Source organism: Pseudomonas sp. URIL14HWK12:I12 (assembly GCF_003097135.1).
Lineage (GTDB): Bacteria > Pseudomonadota > Gammaproteobacteria > Pseudomonadales > Pseudomonadaceae > Aquipseudomonas.
Map to the genome: position 1 here is coordinate 1017932 of NZ_QEQL01000001.1, position 16937 is coordinate 1034868.

Below are 16937 nucleotides of genomic sequence, written 5' to 3' on the forward strand. Positions count from 1 at the left end.
TGTCGTACAACTGCCTGGACGCCCCTTCGCCTCGATGCGCTTGCCCCTCTTGTTTACCCTTGGCCTTGCCTGTTGCAGCGGTGCTCACGCGGAGCTCACCGTCAGCCATGGCTACGCACAGTTCGGCACGCTCAAGTATCCGGCCAGTTTCCAGCACTTCGACTGGGCGAACCCCGAGGCGCCAAAGGGCGGCACATTAAGGCTGATGGCACTGGGTAGCTTCGATACGCTCAACCCCTATACCTTCAAAGGCACTAGCCCCACTGCAACGGCCAACTTTCTTCAATACGGCGTCAGCGAGCTCAATGAGCCGCTGATGGTCGGCACAGGGGCATACGACCCCTCCGGCGACGAAGAGGCTTCCAGCTATGGCCTGATCGCCAGCTCGGTCGAATACGCCGATGATCGCAGCTGGGTGGTCTTCAACCTGCGGCCAGAAGCGCGTTTCAACGACGGCGTGCGCATCACCTCCGCCGACGTAGCCTTTTCCTATCGCACATTGCTCACACAGGGGCACCCGCTCTATCGCACCGCCTTGCAGGAGGTGGAGCGCGTGGACGTGCTGGGCAGGCACCGCATTCGCTTCGTGTTGCGCCGTGCGGGTAACCCTTTGCTGATCCTGCGCCTGGGGGAGATGCCCGTGCTGCCCAGGCACTATTGGAAAGGCCGGGATTTCGAAGCCACCACCTTTACGCCGCCGGTCACCAGTGGGCCTTATCGCATCACCGAAGTCGTGCCCGGGCGGCGGCTGGTGTTCGAGCGCGTGCGCAACTGGTGGGGCAGGAACCTGCCGGTCAATCGTGGCAAATACAATTTCGACCGGGTGGAAGTTGAGTTCTATCGAGACAAGGAAGTCGCGTTCGAAGCCTTCAAAGCCGGTGAGTTCGACCTGTACATCGAAAGCCAGGCCAAGAACTGGCTCGGCAGCTATGACTACCCAGCGGTCCGGCGTGGCGATGTGATCAAGGCGCAAATCCCCCATCAGATTCCCAGCCAGACCCAAGGGCTGTTTTTCAACACCCGCCGCCCAGCCTTCAGCGACGTGCGAACCCGTGAAGCACTGGGTATGCTTTTCGATTTCGAATGGGCGAACCGTACGCTGTTCAGCGGTGCCTATCACCGCGCTACCACCTGGTACCCCAACAGTGAGTTCGCCGCCACCGCCCTGCCCAGTGGCCAGGAATGGCTGCTGCTGTCGGCGTTGCGTGAGCACCTGCCGGCGAGGCTGTTCACCGAGCCCTTCAACGTGCCTCGCACCGAGGGCAATGGTGTGCCGCGGGAAACCCTGCGCGGCGCGCTCGGTCTACTGACCGATGCCGGCTGGCGTTATCGCGGCGATCAGCTGGTCGACGTAAAAGGCCAGCCGTTGCGGTTGGAGATCCTGTTGGTCAACCCAAGCCTTGAGCGGATCCTGCTGCCGTATGTGGAAAACCTGCGACGAATCGGCGTGCAGGCCGGCCTGCGCACGGTAGACCGCGCGCAGTACAAACAGCGCCTGGACCAGTACGACTTCGACATGATCCTGATGACCCTGAACCAGACCTTGAGCCCTGGCCTTGAGCAGTGGCAATACTTCCACTCAAGCCAAGTGGCGGTCAGGGGCGGCAAAAACTACGCCGGCATCCAAGACCCCGCTGTGGACCAGCTGCTCGACGCACTGCTCGGCGCTCACACCCGTGACCAGCAAGTGGCCGCCGCCCGTGCCTTGGACCGTACACTGCTGTGGAAGCACTACATGATTCCCAATTGGTACATCGACTACCACCGGCTGGCCTACCGCAACCGCTTTGCCTTCCTCCCCACGCCCCCCTACACCCTGGGGCTGAACAGCTGGTGGCTCAAAGCTTCGGAGAACACCCCATGATTCCAGCGCGTGCCACGCTCCTGCGCGGCTGCATTTTCTGGCTGGCGGCCTGCGCCGGCACCGCTCAAGCTGCCGGGCAGTACGCTATGACGCTGTACGACGAGCCGGCGAAGTACCCGGCCGATTTTCAACACTTCGACTACGTAAACCCGGACGCGCCCAAGGGTGGCACGCTGCACTTGGCCGACGTAGGCGGTTTCGACAGCCTCAACCCCTGGCTTGATAAAGGGGTGCCAGCGGCCGAGGTGATGTACGTCTACGACACCCTGATGTACTCCAGCCTCGACGAACCGCTGACCGAATACGGCCTGGTGGCCGAGCGGGCCGAAAAGGCCCCTGACAACACCTGGGTCCGCTTTTATCTCCGGCCGCAGGCGCGATTCCATGACGGCCACCCCCTGCGGGCCGAAGACGTTGCCTTCACCTTTGAAACCCTGATGCAGAAGGGCTCGCCGTTCTGGCGCAACTACTGGGCAGACGTCAAAGACGTGCAGGTAGAAAACCCGCTCCAGGTGATTTTCCACTTCAAGACCGGAAGCAACCGCGAGTTGCCGCTGATCGTCGGGCAGCTGCCGGTGCTGCCCAAGCACTTCTGGGCCAGCCGTGATTTTGCCAAGGGGGGGCTTGAGATCCCCCTCGGCAGCGGGCCGTACAAAATCGCCAGTGTGCAGCCCGGCCGCTCGTTGCGCCTGGAGCGGGTGAAGGACTACTGGGCCAAGGACCTGCCCGTGACCCGCGGCATGTACAACTTTGATGCCATCACTGCGGATGTCTACCGCGACAGTGGCGTGGAGCTTGAAGCGCTCAAGGCCGGCGCCATCGATTGGCGACAGGAGATCAGCGCCAAGAACTGGGCCACGGCCTACGATGTGCCAGCCGTGCAACAGGGCAAGCTGATCAAAGACAACATCCCCAACGGCTCCCCCGGTGGCATGCAGGGCTTCGCCTTCAATTTGCGCCGGCCATTGTTCCAGGACGTGCGGGTGCGCCAGGCATTGAACCTGATGTTCGACTTCGAATGGACCAATCGCCAGTTGTTCAACGGTGCCTACCGCCGCACGGGCAGCTTCTTCAGCAACTCGGAGCTGGCGGCCAGCGGCCTGCCCTCTGCCGATGAGCTCAAATTGCTGGAGCCGCTGCGCGGGAAGATTCCCGACCAGGTGTTCACGACGCCCTACAAAAACCCGGTGAGCGATGGCAGCGGGATTATCCGAGACCAGCAACGCCAGGCGTACCAGCTACTGCAGAGTGCAGGCTGGAAGGTGGTCGACGACCGCATGACCGACGCCAGCGGCCAACCGGTAACCATCGAGTTTCTACTCGCCCAGCCTGAGTTCGAGCGTATCCTGCTGCCGTACAAGCGAAACCTCAAAGACCTGGGCATCGACCTGGTGATCCGCCGGGTAGACCCTGCGCAATACGTCAACCGCCGCCGTTCGCGCGATTTCGACATGACCGTGGTATCGCTGCCTCAGTCTTCGTCCCCCGGCAACGAGCAGCGCGGCTTCTGGACCAGCGAGGCGGCCGACCGCCCTGGTACCTTCAACATCATGGGCCTGAAAGACCCTGCCGTGGACACGCTGGTCGACGGCTTGATCAACGCAAGCTCGCGACAAAACCTGGTGACCTACGCCCACGCCCTGGACAGGGTACTGCTGTGGAACTACATCGTGGTGCCCAACTGGACCGTGACCGATTGGCGCGTGGCCTACTGGAACAAGTTGCAGCACCCCAAGGTAATGCCCAGCAACGATATCGGCCTGATGACCTGGTGGATCCGCCCGGGCGCGGCCGAGCCAGAACACCAGCCGCTGCCGGCAGAGAAGGAGGCCCCCTAGATGCTTGCCTATATCCTGCGCCGGCTGCTGTTGATCATCCCTACCTTGTTCGGCATCCTGATCATCAACTTCATCATCGTGCAGGCTGCCCCGGGCGGGCCGGTCGAACAGATGATCGCCAAGCTAGAAGGCTTCGAAGGCGCTACCGCCCGCATCGGCGGCGGCGGCTCGGAGGTGTCGGTAGCCGGCTCCAGCTATCGGGGTGCCCAGGGCCTGGACCCAGCCCTGATCAAGGAGATCGAACGCCAGTACGGTTTCGACAAATCCGCACCTGAACGGCTGTGGATCATGATCAAGAACTACGCTCGCTTCGATTTCGGCGAGAGCTTCTTCCGCAATGCCAGCGTCACCGGGTTGATCCTTGAAAAGATGCCGGTCTCGATCAGCCTCGGGCTGTGGAGCACATTGATCATGTATCTGGTGTCCATTCCGCTGGGTATCGCCAAGGCCATGCGCCACGGCAGCGCTTTCGACGTGTGGACCAGTTCGGCTATCGTCGTCGGCTATGCCGTGCCAGCGTTTCTGTTCGCCATTTTACTGATCGTGCTATTCGCCGGCGGCAGCTATCTCGACTGGTTCCCGCTACGCGGGCTCACCTCCAACAATTTTGCCGAGCTGAGCCTGGCCGGCAAGGTGGCCGACTACTTCTGGCACCTTGCGTTGCCGGTCACGGCGCTGGTGATCGGTAACTTCGCAACCCTCACCCTGCTGACCAAGAACAGCTTTCTCGACGAGATCGGCAAGCAATACGTGATTACCGCCAAGGCCAAGGGGCTCAGCCCGAGGCGGGTGCTCTACGGGCATGTGTTTCGCAATGCGATGCTGCTGGTAGTGGCCGGTTTTCCGGCTGCGTTCATCGGCATCTTCTTCACAGGGTCTTTGCTGGTGGAGGTGATCTTCTCCCTTGATGGCCTGGGCCTGATGAGCTTCGAGGCCGCCATCAACCGCGACTACCCAGTGGTCTTCGGCACCTTGTTCATCTTCACCCTGGTGGGCCTGGTGGTGAAACTGATCGGCGACCTGACCTACACCCTGGTCGACCCGCGCATCGATTTCGAGAGCAGGAAACACTGATGACGCTATCCCCTCTCAACCGCCGGCGCCTGGAGCGCTTCAAGGCCAACAAACGCGGCTGGTGGTCGCTGTGGCTGTTCAGCGTGCTGTTCGTGATAAGCCTGGGCGCCGAGTTGCTGGCCAACGACAAACCCTTGTTGGTCCATTACGACAGCCACTGGTTCTTCCCCGCCTTCGAACGGTACCCCGAGACCGACTTCGGCGGCGAGTTCCCCCTGGAGCCGAACTACAAAAGCCCGTACATGCGCGAGCTGCTGGCCAGCCATGGCGCCACGGTGATCTGGGCACCCATCCCGTTCAGCTACCAGAGCATCAACTACGACCTGAGCGTACCGGCCCCGGCACCGCCATCGGCGCAGAACTGGCTAGGTACCGACGACCAGGGCCGCGACGTGCTCGCCAGGGTCATCTACGGCTTTCGTATTTCGGTGCTGTTCGCCCTGGTGCTGACGATCGCCAGTTCTATCGTCGGGGTCATCGCCGGTGCCCTGCAGGGGTTCTATGGGGGTTGGGTCGACCTGGCCGGCCAGCGCTTTCTAGAAATCTGGTCAGGGCTGCCGGTGCTGTACCTGCTGATCATCCTGGCCAGCTTCGTGCAGCCCAACTTCTGGTGGCTGCTGGGGATCATGCTGCTGTTTTCCTGGATGAGCCTGGTCGATGTGGTGCGCGCCGAGTTCCTGCGCGGGCGCAACCTGGAGTACGTGCGCGCTGCAAAGGCCCTGGGCATGCGTGACGGGCCCATCATGTTCCACCACATCCTGCCCAATGCCATGGTGTCGACCATGACGTTCATGCCGTTCATTCTCACCGGTGCCATCGGCACCCTCACTGCGCTGGACTTTCTCGGCTTCGGCCTGCCGGCGGGCGCGCCGTCGCTCGGCGAACTGGTCGGCCAGGCCAAGTCGAACCTGCAGGCGCCCTGGCTGGGCATCAGCGCTTTCAGCGTGCTAGCCCTGATGCTAAGCCTGCTGGTGTTCATCGGCGAATCGGCGCGTGACGCCTTCGACCCAAGGAAATGACATGAACGACACCCTGATCGACATTCGCGACCTGTCGGTGGCGTTCGACAACGGCCAACAGCGGACCTTGGCAGTTCAGGAAGTGAACCTGCAGATCGGCCGCGGGGAAACGCTGGCGCTGGTGGGTGAGAGCGGCTCGGGCAAGTCGGTCACGGCGCACTCGATCCTGCGCCTGCTCCCCTACCCTCAGGCCAGCCACCCCAGCGGCAGCATCACCTACGCTGGGCAAAACCTGCTCGCGTTGGGCGAACGGCCGCTACGCAAGATCCGCGGCAACCGCATCGCGATGATCTTCCAAGAGCCAATGACCTCACTCAACCCGCTGCACAACGTCGAAAAACAGATCGGCGAGGTGCTCGGCCTGCACAAAGGCCTGACAGGCAAGGCAGCACGGGCACGCACCCTTGAGCTGCTGGCGCTGGTGGGCATCCCGCAACCGGAAAAGCGCCTTCGTGCCCTGCCCCACGAGCTTTCCGGCGGCCAACGGCAGCGGGTGATGATCGCCATGGCGCTGGCGTGTGAACCGGAGCTACTGATCGCCGATGAGCCCACAACCGCGCTGGATGTGACAGTGCAGCTGAAGATCCTGGAGCTGCTCAAGTCATTGCAGGCCCGCCTTGGCATGGCGCTGCTGCTGATCACCCATGACCTCAACCTGGTACGCCGCGTCGCCCAGCGTGTGTGTGTGATGCAGCGCGGGCGCATCGTTGAGCAAGGCGACTGCCGATCGCTGTTCAGCAACCCACAGCACCCCTACACCCGCGAGCTGCTCGGCGCTGAACCCAGCGGGGCCCCGGCGGCGAACCCGCCCGGGCCAGTGCTGCTGGGGGTGCGCGACCTCAAGGTATGGTTCCCGATCCGCAAGGGCCTGCTGCGCCGCACCGTCGACCACGTCAAAGCGGTTGACGGCATCAGTTTCGAGTTGCCGCGCGGGCAAACGCTCGGCATCGTGGGCGAAAGCGGTTCAGGCAAATCTACCCTGGGCCTGGCCCTGTTGCGGCTGCTGGCCAGCGAGGGCAGCATCGTGCTCGAGGGCAAGGCGCTGCAAGGCATGAGCCCTGCCCAGGTGCGGCCGTTGCGTCGGCAAATGCAGGTGGTATTCCAGGACCCATTCGGCAGCCTCAGCCCGCGCATGAGCGTGGGCCAGATCGTCGGCGAGGGTTTGCGCATCCATGGAATTGGCAGCGCCGAAGAACAGGAGCAGGCGATCATCCAGGTACTGGAAGAAGTCGGCCTGGACCCAGCCACTCGACACCGCTACCCCCATGAGTTCTCTGGCGGCCAGCGCCAGCGCATCGCCATTGCGCGTGCGCTGGTGCTCAAGCCCGAATTGATCCTGCTCGACGAACCCACCTCGGCGCTGGACCGCACCGTTCAACGCCAGGTGGTGGAACTGCTGCGCAGCCTGCAGATCAAGCACAACCTGACCTACCTGTTCATCAGCCACGACCTGGCGGTGGTCAAGGCGCTTAGCCACCAGCTGATGGTGGTGCACCATGGCAAGGTTGTGGAGCAAGGGCCGGCCCGGCAGATCTTCGAGGCACCCCAGGCTGCCTATACCAAGCAACTGTTGGAAGCTGCGTTCATTCAGCCCTGAGAGGCCAGGCCCCGATCAGCGACCTTCGCCAACCACCTGCCAGGCTCCGGGCTGGCCTTGCAGCGTGAACGAAGCACTGAAGAAACGCCCGCTGCCGATACCGTTACCGGCCTGGGCATCGGGCACCGCGACCGTCACTGCGAGGTTGTAGCGGTGCCCCGCCTCGAAGCCGTAGCCCAGAAGTGGCAAACACTGCCCCGCCGCTGCCGGCTGATATTGACCGGGCTGCCAAGGATACCCGAGCACACGCCCCTGCCGCGGCGTGGTCGCGTCCTCGATATTAAGCGAACGCAGGTACTCACCGGGTCGCGTATCGGGCAGGGTGACGCACAGCTGGCCGTTTTCGGCCGCTACCTGCGCCCGGTACGCCTGTGGCGCATGGGCGCCACCATGGCAGCCGCCAACGAGTATCACGGCTGCCAATACGAGGGGTTTGTTCATCATGCGGCACTCCTGGAGGCCATGAATTCCGACAGCACCGAGGCAAATTCGCCTCGGATGAAGGCTTCGTCCGCTGCCCCTTGATAATTGACGACGTTACCCACCTCGCTGGCCCAGGTAGCGAAGCCGGCTTTCTCCAGCAGGAACCAGTCCGAGACGATCGATGCTTGCTGCTCCATGCTGTATTGGCGCAGCACTTTGCCTTGGCCGAAACTGTAGCGATAGTTGGCGGCCCAGCTGAACAACCCGCGGGTACGCACCCACATGCCTTGTTGATGCTGCCAGGCATGGGTCAGTTCGTGAATGAAAAAGTGCTGGTTGTAGACGTGAGAGGCGCTGAAGTCCGGCAAATAAGTTTCTTCGCGGAAATACAGCTCGCCGTTGGGCGTCATGCCCGTGTTTTTGTCTTGCAGGCCGAAGGGCAGGTAGCTGCCACAGTGCACCCACACCTTGTTGTAATGCAGCGCCTGGCCGAACACGGTTCGTGCCATGGTGATTTCGCCCGGCGTCATCAATCGCTGTGTGCCTTCCTTGCTTGCCGACATGGCAATCTTCGCTCCTTTTCCTGTAACGGCCGCACCCTAGCAGGCCTGGGCCAGGCCTTCCAAGAGGGCAAAATAGTGGCACTGCCTCTGCGTACCACTTCTGGCCAACAGGCCCCAACCATCCAGGCAAGGACGGCGTTTACGGACACCGGTGCGTCGCGTGCAGGCCTAAGGCCCGGGCCAGAGCGGGGGATCATCCCCGCATACCCTTGGACGCCTTGTGGGCTCTACTCGTGCCGCCCACGCCTTGAGGCATAACAACAAGAAGACAGGAGACTCGCATGGCGGGGCAAACCCTCAAGATCGATGACTTACCGGTGGGCCGGTTCCACATCAAAATCGCCGCGCTCACCTTCGGCGCTCACTTCACAGATGGCTACATCCTCGGCCTGGTCGGCATCGCACTGACCCTCATCACCCCGCAAATGGACCTCTCCCCAGCCTGGCAAGGCCTGGTGGCCGCCTCGGCCCTGTTCGGGCTGTTCGTCGGCAGCCTGTTTTTCGGTTGGCTCTCCGATCGCATGGGCCGGCAAAAGATTTTCCTGGTCAGCTTCGCGCTGATTACCCTGGCCTCGGCGCTTCAGTTTTTTGCCGATACCCCCATGCAGTTGTTTATTTGCAGGCTTTTATTGGGCATCGCTTTGGGGGGCGATTTCTGCGTAGGCCACGCGATGCTTGCCGAGTTCTCGCCCAAACGCCACCGTGGCACGTTGCTGGGCTCGTTCAGCGTGATCTGGACCTTCGGCTATGTTGCCGCTACCGTCGTGGGCACACTGATGCTCAGCTGGGGGCCAGATGCCTGGCGCTGGATGCTGGCCTCCTCTGCCGTGCCGGCATTCCTGGTGCTGGTGTTTCGCATCGGAACACCCGAATCGCCCCGGTGGCTGGTGCACCAAGGCCGCATCGAGGAAGCGCGGGCCATCGTGCACAAACACCTGGGGCCGCACGTCGAGCTGGACGATGAGATCGGCGAGCCAGAGCATGCCGGTTTCGGCCAGTTGTTCAGCCGCCGGTACCTGACCCGCACCGTCTTCAACTGCCTCTTCTTCGTGTGCATCGTGATGCCGTATTTCGCGATCTACACCTTCCTGCCGGTCATTCTCAAGACCATGAACCTCTCAGAAGGCCTCGGCACCGAGATCCTGCTCAATGCGCTGCTGGTGGTCGGTGCACTGATCGGCATCGGCTGCACGATCAAATTCAGCAGGCGGGGCTTCCTGATCAATTCGTTTCTAATCCTGGCCGCCTCCTTGTTTCTGCTGGCGATCATGCCAGGCAACCTGGCCTGGTTGATGGTGGGGCTGTTCGGGGTATTCACTCTGGTGTTGTCGGCGGTGAGCAACCTGGTGGGTGTGTACCCGGCCGAAAGTTTCCCCACCGAACTGCGGGCCAGCGGCATCGGCTTGGCCACGGCCTGCAGCCGTTTGAGCTCGGGGTTGAGCACGTTTTTGTTGCCGGTGAGCGTGGCCGGGCTTGGCCTGATGCCCACTATGGGTATGCTGGCCGCCATCCTGCTGCTGGGCGCGATCATTTCGATCGCCTGGGCACCTGAAACAAAAGCCTTGTCGCTCACTGCCGCAGGCCGTGCGATCATCCCCGACCCTGATCGCCGGAGAAAGCCACATGGCACTGACATGGACCTGCCTGCACCACAGCGCGCTCGATAAGGCGCAACTGCATTGCCTGCTCAAGCTGCGCTGCGAAGTGTTCGTGGTCGAGCAGCAATGCGCTTACCCGGACATCGATGGCCTGGACCTGGCAGGTGATACCCACCACCTGCTGGGCGAACAAGGCGAGCAATTGCTCGCTTACCTGCGCCTGCTGCCCCGTGACACGGGCGAAGTCGCCATCGGCCGCGTCATCATTGCGCCGGCAGCGCGTGGCCAGGGCCTGGGGCACCAGTTGATGGCCCAGGCCCTGGAGCAGGCGGCGTTGCGCTGGCCCGGCCAAGGGCTCTACCTGTCGGCCCAGGCGCACCTGACCGACTACTACAAAGGCTACGGTTTCAGCCCCGAAGGCGAGCCCTACCTTGAAGACGGCATCCCCCATATCGATATGCGCAAGCCGGCCTGAAGGCGCAAGCACTGGCTGCGCCGCTGCCGGGCATGCTCGGGTCGCCGCTGGACGCTTGCCTATGGCGGCAGCCCCCTAAGGTGCAAGGCTTTGGCCTACCCAAGGAGCGATCATGTCCGATTTCATCACCGTACTGCGCAACACCTGCCCAACCCCTGTGGTTGATGCCACCAAATGGAAACGCATCGGCGGCGACCCTCATACGGTCAACCTCAATGCTTACCTGTCGAAGGACGGCAGCAAGATCATGGGGACCTGGATCTGCACACCAGGCAAGTTCGAGGTCAACTACGAAAAGTGGGAGTACTGCCACTTCCTGGATGGCTACTGCATCATCACCCCCGAGGGCGAGCAGCCCGTGCACCTGAAGGCCGGTGACGTGTTCGTCATCGAGCCAGGCATGAAAGGCACCTGGGAAGTGGTCGAGACCGTGCGCAAGTATTTCGTTTTCGCCTGACTGCCCTGGCGCGCGCCCAATCGGGAACGTGCCAGTCAGCTACGGTGTCAGGGCTGTGCCAGGTAACCAGGCAACGCCTTGACCCGCTCAACCCAATCCCCTACGTGCCCGTAGCCCTCCAGTGCCACGCCACCTTCCGGCGCCAGCACCACATAAGGGTATACCGCGCAGTCTGCGATGGTCGGCCGGCCCATGGCGAGCCAGGTATGCTCGGCCAAGTGCTGGTCCAGTACCTCGAGAGCTGAAGCCGCCTTGGCCAGCGCTCCGGGTTTGTCCAGGGCCATGCCGAACTTATCAACCAGGCGTGCTGCACATAACCCATGCTGCACTTCGTTGCTGGCAAACGACAGCCATTGCATTATCTCGGCCTGCCCGTGCGGCTGGGCAGGCCACCATGCAAGCCCGCCCAGCCGGCCGGCCAGGTACACCAGAATAGCCTGGGCATCGCGCACAACGGTGTCACCGTCCACCAGCACCGGTACCTGGCCCAGCGGGTTGAGCGCCAGGAACTCGGGCTGCTTGTGAGCCCCACCGGGCAGGTCGACCGGGATCAATTCCATATCGATACCGGCAAGCGCGGCGAACAGGCGCACCTTGTAGCAATTACCCGAGAGCGGGGTTTCGTAGAGTTTCATTGAGCGTAACCCTCTGTGAGTTCATTGAATTCCAGGACGTTGCCATCTGGGTCACGGATGAACAGCGCAACCCGGCGCGGGCCGATGGGGTGCGGCCCTTCGGTGATGGCGATGCCCTGCGCGCCGAGCCAGGTCACCAGCGCGGCCAGGTCGTCGACCACGAACGCAGGGTGAGTGACGCCCGGCAGCTTTACCGGGGCGTCCAACAAAGCGTTGTGAGCACCGAGCAGGCGTGCACCGTTGAAGATCAGGTTGATGCGCACGCCATCGGCGCTGGTCATTTCGTTGGCCTCGTGCCTGGGGAAATTGGCAGTTTCGATGAAGCCCAGCGCCTGATAAAACGCCAGGGCGCGCGATCTGTCGCTGACCCGAATACCGACATGGTCATAGGCCAGCAAGCGGGTGGGGTTGGCGATGTGGGCCATGGGTAGGCTCCGTTGAGTGAAGACGCCTCAGTGTGCAGTGCAACTGCCGCTTCACCTATGGGTTGAACCTGACAATACTTGTGCGCTTTACGCACAGATCTTCGAGCATACATGGACAAATTCAGGGCAATGGCCTATTTCGTGCAAATCGTTGAGCATGGCAGCCTGAGCGCCGCGGCTGAGGCCGGCGGGCAATCGGTGGCCTCGCTGGTGCGTTCGTTGGCGGCGCTGGAGCGCCAGTTGGGGGTGCGCCTGCTCAATCGGAGCACGCGGCGCATGGCGCTGACAGACGAAGGCCAGCGTTACCTTGCCTTCAGCAAACGCATGCTCGCCGAGTGCGACGCCATGGAGCGTGAGCTGGAGGGGCGTGACGGCCAAGTGCGGGGCACATTGCGCATCACAGCGCCCGTGGAGTTTGGCCAACTCTACCTGGCCCCCTTGGTGAACAGCTTTCTTATCGAGCACCCACAAGCACGGGCCGAGTTAATCCTCAATGATCAGATCGTACCGCTGCTGGACGAGCGCCTAGACCTGGCACTACGCATTGGCCAGTTGCCCGACTCCGGCCTGATGGCACGGCCGCTTGGGGCATCGCGCTTGATTACCTGTGCAAGCCCGGCCTACCTGAACGAGCAGCCGCCCTTGCGGGCGCCTGGCGAGCTGGCGCGGCATGCCTGCATTGCCTTTGCCGGCCACGGTAGCCAGTGGTATTACCGCCAAGGCGGCAAAAGCCTGGCGGTGAGTGTGGAGCCTCGGCTGTGGTGCAACCAGATCAGGGCCGTTCGGCTGGCCTGTGTGCAAGGGCTGGGAGTGGCAAGGCTGCTGCACTACCAGGCCGCTGAGGCCTTGGCTAGCGGCACATTGGTGCGAGTGCTGGAACCTTTTGAGCCCCCGGACCTGCCGGTACAGCTGGTTTACCCGCATGGCCTGGCCCTGGCACCACGGGTCAAGGCCTTTGTGGAATGGGCCGCGCCGCGCCTGAAGGCTGCCCTGCCCTCGCCCGCCTGACGCCGGTTCAGTCCTCGAAATGCCCGGCGCCGGCGAAGTTGCCACCGTGAAAACGCGCCGCGGGCTCATCATGGCGCAGCGGCGGGTGCTCTGCCTCCACCTGTTCGCGGTAAGCATCTGCGCTGTCTTTGGCCACAAACCCCAGGGAACGCGCCTGGTGGTTGTCCCACAGCGTTTCTCGGTTGTTCGACATGCCATAGACGACCATGTGCGCCACTCGAGGGGCCAGCAGCGCGCGTTCGACGAGCTGGGCGAAATCACCAAACGATAGCCAGGTCGCCAACATGCGCCGGTCGAGGGGCCGCTCGAACGACGAGCCAATACGAATGTTCACTGACTCGATGCCGAACTTGTCCCAGTAATAGCGCCCGAGGTCTTCGCCGAAACACTTGGTCAGGCCATAGAGGGTGTCTGGCCGGTGGGGCACGCTGGCATCAAGCACCTCGCTGCGGTCATAAAAGCCGATCACATGGTTGGTGCTGGTGTAGATCACACGCTTCACACCCTGCCGTCGCGCGGCTTCATAGATGTTGTAGGTGCCGACGATGTTGCCGTTGAGCAACTTTGCAAAGGTGTCTTCCAGCGGGACGCCACCGGCGTGCACCACTGTGTCGACACCTTCGAGCAGCGGCAAGACTGCCTCATAGTCGGCAAGGTCGCACTGGTGCCCTTCTTCGTGAGCGGCCAGCGGGCCGAGGCTTGCGATATCGGTCAGGCGCAGCACATCAGCCTGGGTGGCTAGGGCCTGGCGCAACACGCCACCGAGGCGGCCGGCAGCGCCGGTGATCAGAATACGTTTGAAAGGTTTGGCCATCTGACAAGCTCCATAGGGCGGGTGGGCTACTGTTTGACCCGTTAGCGTAGCCCTTGGTCGCCCTTGAGGCTTAGAATTGCCGCCGATGAATAACGACGGCACTCACCGATATTGCACTATCGTTAAATAGCCGAGACCGGTGGATGAACCCTGCTCCGATCAGCAGGTCCATATGCCACTACTGTAATACCCTGCCGGAGACCCATCTTGAACCGACACAGCCCCACTCTCGCCGCCTGGAGCGCCCACGCCTTCACTGCGACCGGCGTGTTCACGGCGCTGCTGGCGACCCTGTCCCTGTTCGAAGACAAACCTCAGGCATGCCTGCTGTGGTTGGGCGTTGCCTTGCTCGTCGACGGTGTAGACGGCAGCCTCGCCCGCCGGGTGAACGTTCGCGAGGTGCTGCCGCACTTCGACGGCAGCGTTCTGGACCTGGTGATCGACTTTCTGACCTACGTCTTCATCCCTGCCTTGTTCATCTACAAATATATTCCGCTGCCGCAATACACCCTGCTGTTCACCACCACGGTGATCCTGATTTCCTCGCTGTTCTGTTTCTGTAACGTGAACATGAAGAGCAGTGACAACTATTTCGTCGGCTTTCCTGCTGCCTGGAACGTCGTTGCGCTGTGCCTTTACATCCTCACCCCGCCGGCATGGCTGACGCTGGTGACGGTGTTGGGCCTGGCCGTGCTGACAGTGAGCCCAATGAAGTTCCTGCACCCGTTCCGCGTGCGCCGGTTCATGCCTGTCAATATCGCAGTGACCTTCGGCTGGCTGCTGACCAGCCTGTGGCTGATCGTGATACGCCCGGAACTGGGGGCAGTCCCATTGACCCTCTGGCTGGCTTGCTCGGCGTATTTCGTAGGTGTGTGCGTGTGGCGCACGGCGCTTGAATGGAAAGGCCGCCTGGGTGTTTCCAGGCGCTTCTGACACTGGCACCGAGGCTATCAGGGGCGGCGCGTCGAAAGACGCAGCCGCCCTTTTTGCTTTACCGGCTCATTGCTGCTCGCGGTTGGCCAAGGCGCGACGGGCCATGCCCGCATTGAGGTACTGAACGATCAGCTCGGCCAGTGCCGGCACCTTGACCACCTGCCCATCACGGCAAAACCTCACCATCTGCAAGCTCAGCAACCTGCGCTTGCGGTCCAGCCGGGTAGGCGTGAGCCAACGCCGCCGAGGCAATTCCGGCAGGGGCGCTTCGGGGTTCAGCAGGAATTCCAGGCGCACCCCGTGAACCAGGTTGAGGCGGAAGTTCTCGATGTCACTGATCGGTACCGGCGCTTTGACGTTCAAAAAGCGAAAATCCTCATCCCCCAACACCAACGCCGGCAACCGAGAGCGGCGGATTGCCGGTATGCCGAACAACAGGCAACAGCCCGCGAAAAACGCAATGGCGAACGCGACCCAGCCCAACACCGCAAGGCGCGAGTGTGTGGCCCCGGCCACTGCAAGCACTATGGCCAGCCCCCCCAGCACAACGCTCAACCCGACGCTCACCCAGCCGCGCACATGAGCGTTCTCACACAGCACCACTTCCCCGTTCACCTGGCCCGCCATCTCTTGCAACTGGGCCACTGCCTCGGCGTCTTCGTTGACATGATGGCTCAGGTAGTCGGCGGTCAACCGCTGCCGCAAGGCCTGGGGCTCGCTGAAGTAGCTGTCCATCCGTGCCAGCGCTTGGGCAGCCTGAACCGGGCGAGTAGCCTGGCCGATGACTGATTCAGCCGTAACGCCCAGCGCTGCCAGCCGATCGCCATTGGAAGGATGGGTGTCACTGGGGTGCGGCTGCTCTACCGCCATCTGCTCATCGCTTACCGCCAGCGCCTGTGTACTGAGAGCGGCAATGAGCTCGGCTGGAAGGTCTTGCGTCGTTGCAACGCCTTGTTTGAGCGTGCCTTGGACCTGTTCAAGCAACGCCTGAAACAGTAGCGGATCAAGCAGGGTTATACGCAGCAGCGCCGACGCGGCCACCGGTGCACCGGTAAGCTGCGCACCGGTGGCGTCGGCAGCCAACTCGCGCACGCGGCTCCAATGGTGCACCGCGTGATCGAAGCGCTCGATGAACAGCTCGCCCAGCATCAGTGCCGGGCGCAGCAGCAAGCGTTGAAGCTTGCTGCTCTCGGCAATGTGCAGGCCGATCAGGTCCAGGCTGCGGCCGATGCCATCATATATGGGCATGAAGCGCCGGCTGTACTCGGTGTCGGCCCCCACAAAATGCCCCAGCTCGTGGCCAACCACCGCCGTGGCTTCTTCGTGGTCGAGCAACCCGAGGTAGTTGAGCGGAACGTGCAACGTGCAGCCTCGCAGGGTTTCGCCAGCCGGTTGCAGCGCGATGTCGCTGGACGTGACATAGAAGCCTTGTTCCAGGCCGACCAGAATGTGGTCCGGCACTGGCGCACCCACGCGCTGCGCCAGATCGCGCACCCATGCCCACAAGGCCGGCGCCTGCGCCTCGCCGACCCGCTCGGCTACGACATCCATCGGCATCGGCTCGAACAGCGCCAGCATCAGCTTGAACTGCGTGCCGATGCGCCACATCGAGTACACACACCCAGCAGCCATGGCCAGCAACAGCCCCATCCCCTTGAACTCACCGGACAACATTCGCCCTTCGTGCCAAATGCCCAGCCCTTCGAAGCTGATACCCGCAGCCACCGACAACGTCATGCCCAGCATGTGCCCCACCAGCAGCCAGGGCAGCCAGGCCCGCACGCGTTCGAAACTGCGCAACAGCCGCTCGCGCGAGTGCATCGCCTGCCGACGCGCCCGGGCCAGGCCGAGCAACCCAAGAACGCCCACCGCTGCGGCGAACAGCCCCAATCCGATCTGGGCGGTGGCCAGCGCTGTCATTGCGACACCGATGCGCTGCAGTGCGGTCAGGTCGTCGAGTACGGCATTGACCTTGCCCAAGGCAACCTGAGCGGTTTCACGCTGGCCGTCGATCTCGACGTACTGCAGGCCGGGTTGGGCCGCCAGGCTTTGGAGTTCCGGCGCTACGCCCTGCAGGTACGTGGCCAGCTCAGCACGCTCTTGCCCATGCTCATGGGCGCGCTGCAACTGCCAACTGCCGTAACCTGCCAGGGCGAGCGGCAGCACGATCGAAATGACGAACAGTTTGAACAGTTTCATGAGCATCCTTCCTGG

At 62.6% G+C, this 16937-nt stretch carries 16 protein-coding genes; 10 read left to right on the forward strand and 6 right to left on the reverse strand.

What is annotated here, in order from left to right; translation table 11 throughout:
- Nucleotides 1-34: 34 nt before the first annotated feature.
- Genes F474_RS04800 through F474_RS04820 form a run of 5 tightly spaced genes read left to right on the forward strand, consistent with a single transcriptional unit; the run spans nt 35 to nt 7392 of the window.
- On the forward strand, nt 35-1864 hold the full coding sequence (locus F474_RS04800; protein ID WP_097083685.1) for an extracellular solute-binding protein: 1830 nt from the start codon (nt 35-37) through the stop codon (nt 1862-1864).
- A complete protein-coding gene (locus tag F474_RS04805; protein WP_097083684.1) occupies nt 1861-3702 on the forward strand; it encodes an extracellular solute-binding protein in 1842 nt (613 codons plus the stop codon). The genes F474_RS04800 and F474_RS04805 overlap by 4 nt, the downstream gene beginning before the upstream one ends.
- A complete protein-coding gene (locus tag F474_RS04810; RefSeq protein ID WP_097083683.1) occupies nt 3703-4776 on the forward strand; it encodes a microcin C ABC transporter permease YejB in 1074 nt (357 codons plus the stop codon).
- The gene (locus F474_RS04815) at nt 4776-5795 is read left to right on the forward strand and encodes an ABC transporter permease (protein ID WP_097083682.1); all 1020 of its coding nucleotides are present in this window, start codon (nt 4776-4778) and stop codon (nt 5793-5795) included. The genes F474_RS04810 and F474_RS04815 overlap by 1 nt, the downstream gene beginning before the upstream one ends.
- A gap of 1 nt (nt 5796) precedes the next feature.
- Nucleotides 5797-7392 (forward strand): ABC transporter ATP-binding protein, encoded by a 1596-nt coding sequence (locus tag F474_RS04820; protein WP_097083681.1) that lies wholly within the window; start codon nt 5797-5799, stop codon nt 7390-7392.
- Nucleotides 7393-7407: 15 nt separating this feature from the next.
- Here the strand turns inward: F474_RS04820 and F474_RS04825 are convergent, their stop codons facing one another.
- Together F474_RS04825 and F474_RS04830 are read right to left on the reverse strand one after the other, a co-directional pair.
- The gene (locus F474_RS04825) at nt 7408-7833 is read right to left on the reverse strand and encodes a putative T6SS immunity periplasmic lipoprotein (RefSeq protein ID WP_125483366.1); all 426 of its coding nucleotides are present in this window, start codon (nt 7831-7833) and stop codon (nt 7408-7410) included.
- The gene (locus tag F474_RS04830) at nt 7833-8378 is read right to left on the reverse strand and encodes a type IV secretion protein Rhs (protein ID WP_097083679.1); all 546 of its coding nucleotides are present in this window, start codon (nt 8376-8378) and stop codon (nt 7833-7835) included. The genes F474_RS04825 and F474_RS04830 overlap by 1 nt, the downstream gene beginning before the upstream one ends.
- 281 nt (nt 8379-8659) lie before the next feature.
- On the opposite strand from F474_RS04830, the gene F474_RS04835 reads away from it, so the two are divergent.
- The 3 genes from F474_RS04835 (at nt 8660) to F474_RS04845 (ending at nt 10908) form a co-directional block, all read left to right on the forward strand.
- Nucleotides 8660-10045 carry an MFS transporter gene (locus tag F474_RS04835; RefSeq protein WP_097083678.1) on the forward strand — a complete coding sequence of 462 codons (1386 nt, stop codon included), beginning with the start codon at nt 8660-8662 and terminating at the stop codon, nt 10043-10045.
- Nucleotides 10002-10451: a GNAT family N-acetyltransferase gene (locus tag F474_RS04840; RefSeq protein WP_097083677.1), complete on the forward strand. Its 450-nt coding sequence runs from the start codon at nt 10002-10004 to the stop codon at nt 10449-10451. The genes F474_RS04835 and F474_RS04840 overlap by 44 nt, the downstream gene beginning before the upstream one ends.
- 112 nt (nt 10452-10563) lie before the next feature.
- Nucleotides 10564-10908 carry a cupin domain-containing protein gene (locus F474_RS04845; RefSeq protein ID WP_097083676.1) on the forward strand — a complete coding sequence of 115 codons (345 nt, stop codon included), beginning with the start codon at nt 10564-10566 and terminating at the stop codon, nt 10906-10908.
- A 47-nt stretch (nt 10909-10955) separates the two neighbouring features.
- On the opposite strand, the gene F474_RS04850 is transcribed toward F474_RS04845, so the two are convergent.
- Nucleotides 10956-11543 carry a glutathione S-transferase family protein gene (locus tag F474_RS04850; RefSeq protein ID WP_097083675.1) on the reverse strand — a complete coding sequence of 196 codons (588 nt, stop codon included), beginning with the start codon at nt 11541-11543 and terminating at the stop codon, nt 10956-10958.
- On the reverse strand, nt 11540-11968 hold the full coding sequence (locus F474_RS04855; RefSeq protein WP_097083674.1) for a VOC family protein: 429 nt from the start codon (nt 11966-11968) through the stop codon (nt 11540-11542). The genes F474_RS04850 and F474_RS04855 overlap by 4 nt, the downstream gene beginning before the upstream one ends.
- Nucleotides 11969-12079: 111 nt before the next feature.
- On the opposite strand from F474_RS04855, the gene F474_RS04860 reads away from it, so the two are divergent.
- Nucleotides 12080-12976: a LysR family transcriptional regulator gene (locus F474_RS04860; RefSeq protein ID WP_097083673.1), complete on the forward strand. Its 897-nt coding sequence runs from the start codon at nt 12080-12082 to the stop codon at nt 12974-12976.
- Nucleotides 12977-12983: 7 nt separating this feature from the next.
- Here the strand turns inward: F474_RS04860 and F474_RS04865 are convergent, their stop codons facing one another.
- Nucleotides 12984-13790 (reverse strand): NAD(P)-dependent oxidoreductase, encoded by an 807-nt coding sequence (locus F474_RS04865; RefSeq protein WP_097083672.1) that lies wholly within the window; start codon nt 13788-13790, stop codon nt 12984-12986.
- Between the two features lie 204 nt (nt 13791-13994).
- On the opposite strand from F474_RS04865, the gene pcsA reads away from it, so the two are divergent.
- Entirely contained in the window at nt 13995-14723 is a 729-nt protein-coding gene (gene pcsA / locus F474_RS04870; RefSeq protein ID WP_097083671.1) for a phosphatidylcholine synthase, read from the forward strand.
- Nucleotides 14724-14789: 66 nt separating this feature from the next.
- Here the strand turns inward: pcsA and F474_RS04875 are convergent, their stop codons facing one another.
- Nucleotides 14790-16922, reverse strand: coding sequence for a M48 family metallopeptidase (locus F474_RS04875; protein ID WP_097083670.1), 2133 nt, complete (start codon nt 16920-16922; stop codon nt 14790-14792).
- Between the last annotated feature and the right edge of the window lie 15 nt (nt 16923-16937).

Excerpts from the sequence above, each read along its gene's own strand:
- F474_RS04830 (WP_097083679.1), bottom strand. The coding sequence starts at position 8,378 with ATGTCGGCAAGCAAGGAAGGCACACAGCGATTGATGACGCCGGGCGAA.
- F474_RS04835 (WP_097083678.1), top strand. The coding sequence starts at position 8,660 with ATGGCGGGGCAAACCCTCAAGATCGATGACTTACCGGTGGGCCGGTTC.
- F474_RS04860 (WP_097083673.1), top strand. The coding sequence starts at position 12,080 with ATGGACAAATTCAGGGCAATGGCCTATTTCGTGCAAATCGTTGAGCAT.
- F474_RS04820 (WP_097083681.1), top strand. The coding sequence starts at position 5,797 with ATGAACGACACCCTGATCGACATTCGCGACCTGTCGGTGGCGTTCGAC.
- F474_RS04855 (WP_097083674.1), bottom strand. The coding sequence starts at position 11,968 with ATGGCCCACATCGCCAACCCCACCCGCTTGCTGGCCTATGACCATGTC.
- F474_RS04805 (WP_097083684.1), top strand. The coding sequence starts at position 1,861 with ATGATTCCAGCGCGTGCCACGCTCCTGCGCGGCTGCATTTTCTGGCTG.
- F474_RS04875 (WP_097083670.1), bottom strand. The coding sequence starts at position 16,922 with ATGAAACTGTTCAAACTGTTCGTCATTTCGATCGTGCTGCCGCTCGCC.
- F474_RS04825 (WP_125483366.1), bottom strand. The coding sequence starts at position 7,833 with ATGAACAAACCCCTCGTATTGGCAGCCGTGATACTCGTTGGCGGCTGC.
- F474_RS04810 (WP_097083683.1), top strand. The coding sequence starts at position 3,703 with ATGCTTGCCTATATCCTGCGCCGGCTGCTGTTGATCATCCCTACCTTG.
- F474_RS04845 (WP_097083676.1), top strand. The coding sequence starts at position 10,564 with ATGTCCGATTTCATCACCGTACTGCGCAACACCTGCCCAACCCCTGTG.
- F474_RS04800 (WP_097083685.1), top strand. The coding sequence starts at position 35 with ATGCGCTTGCCCCTCTTGTTTACCCTTGGCCTTGCCTGTTGCAGCGGT.
- F474_RS04850 (WP_097083675.1), bottom strand. The coding sequence starts at position 11,543 with ATGAAACTCTACGAAACCCCGCTCTCGGGTAATTGCTACAAGGTGCGC.
- F474_RS04865 (WP_097083672.1), bottom strand. The coding sequence starts at position 13,790 with ATGGCCAAACCTTTCAAACGTATTCTGATCACCGGCGCTGCCGGCCGC.
- F474_RS04815 (WP_097083682.1), top strand. The coding sequence starts at position 4,776 with ATGACGCTATCCCCTCTCAACCGCCGGCGCCTGGAGCGCTTCAAGGCC.
- F474_RS04840 (WP_097083677.1), top strand. The coding sequence starts at position 10,002 with ATGGCACTGACATGGACCTGCCTGCACCACAGCGCGCTCGATAAGGCG.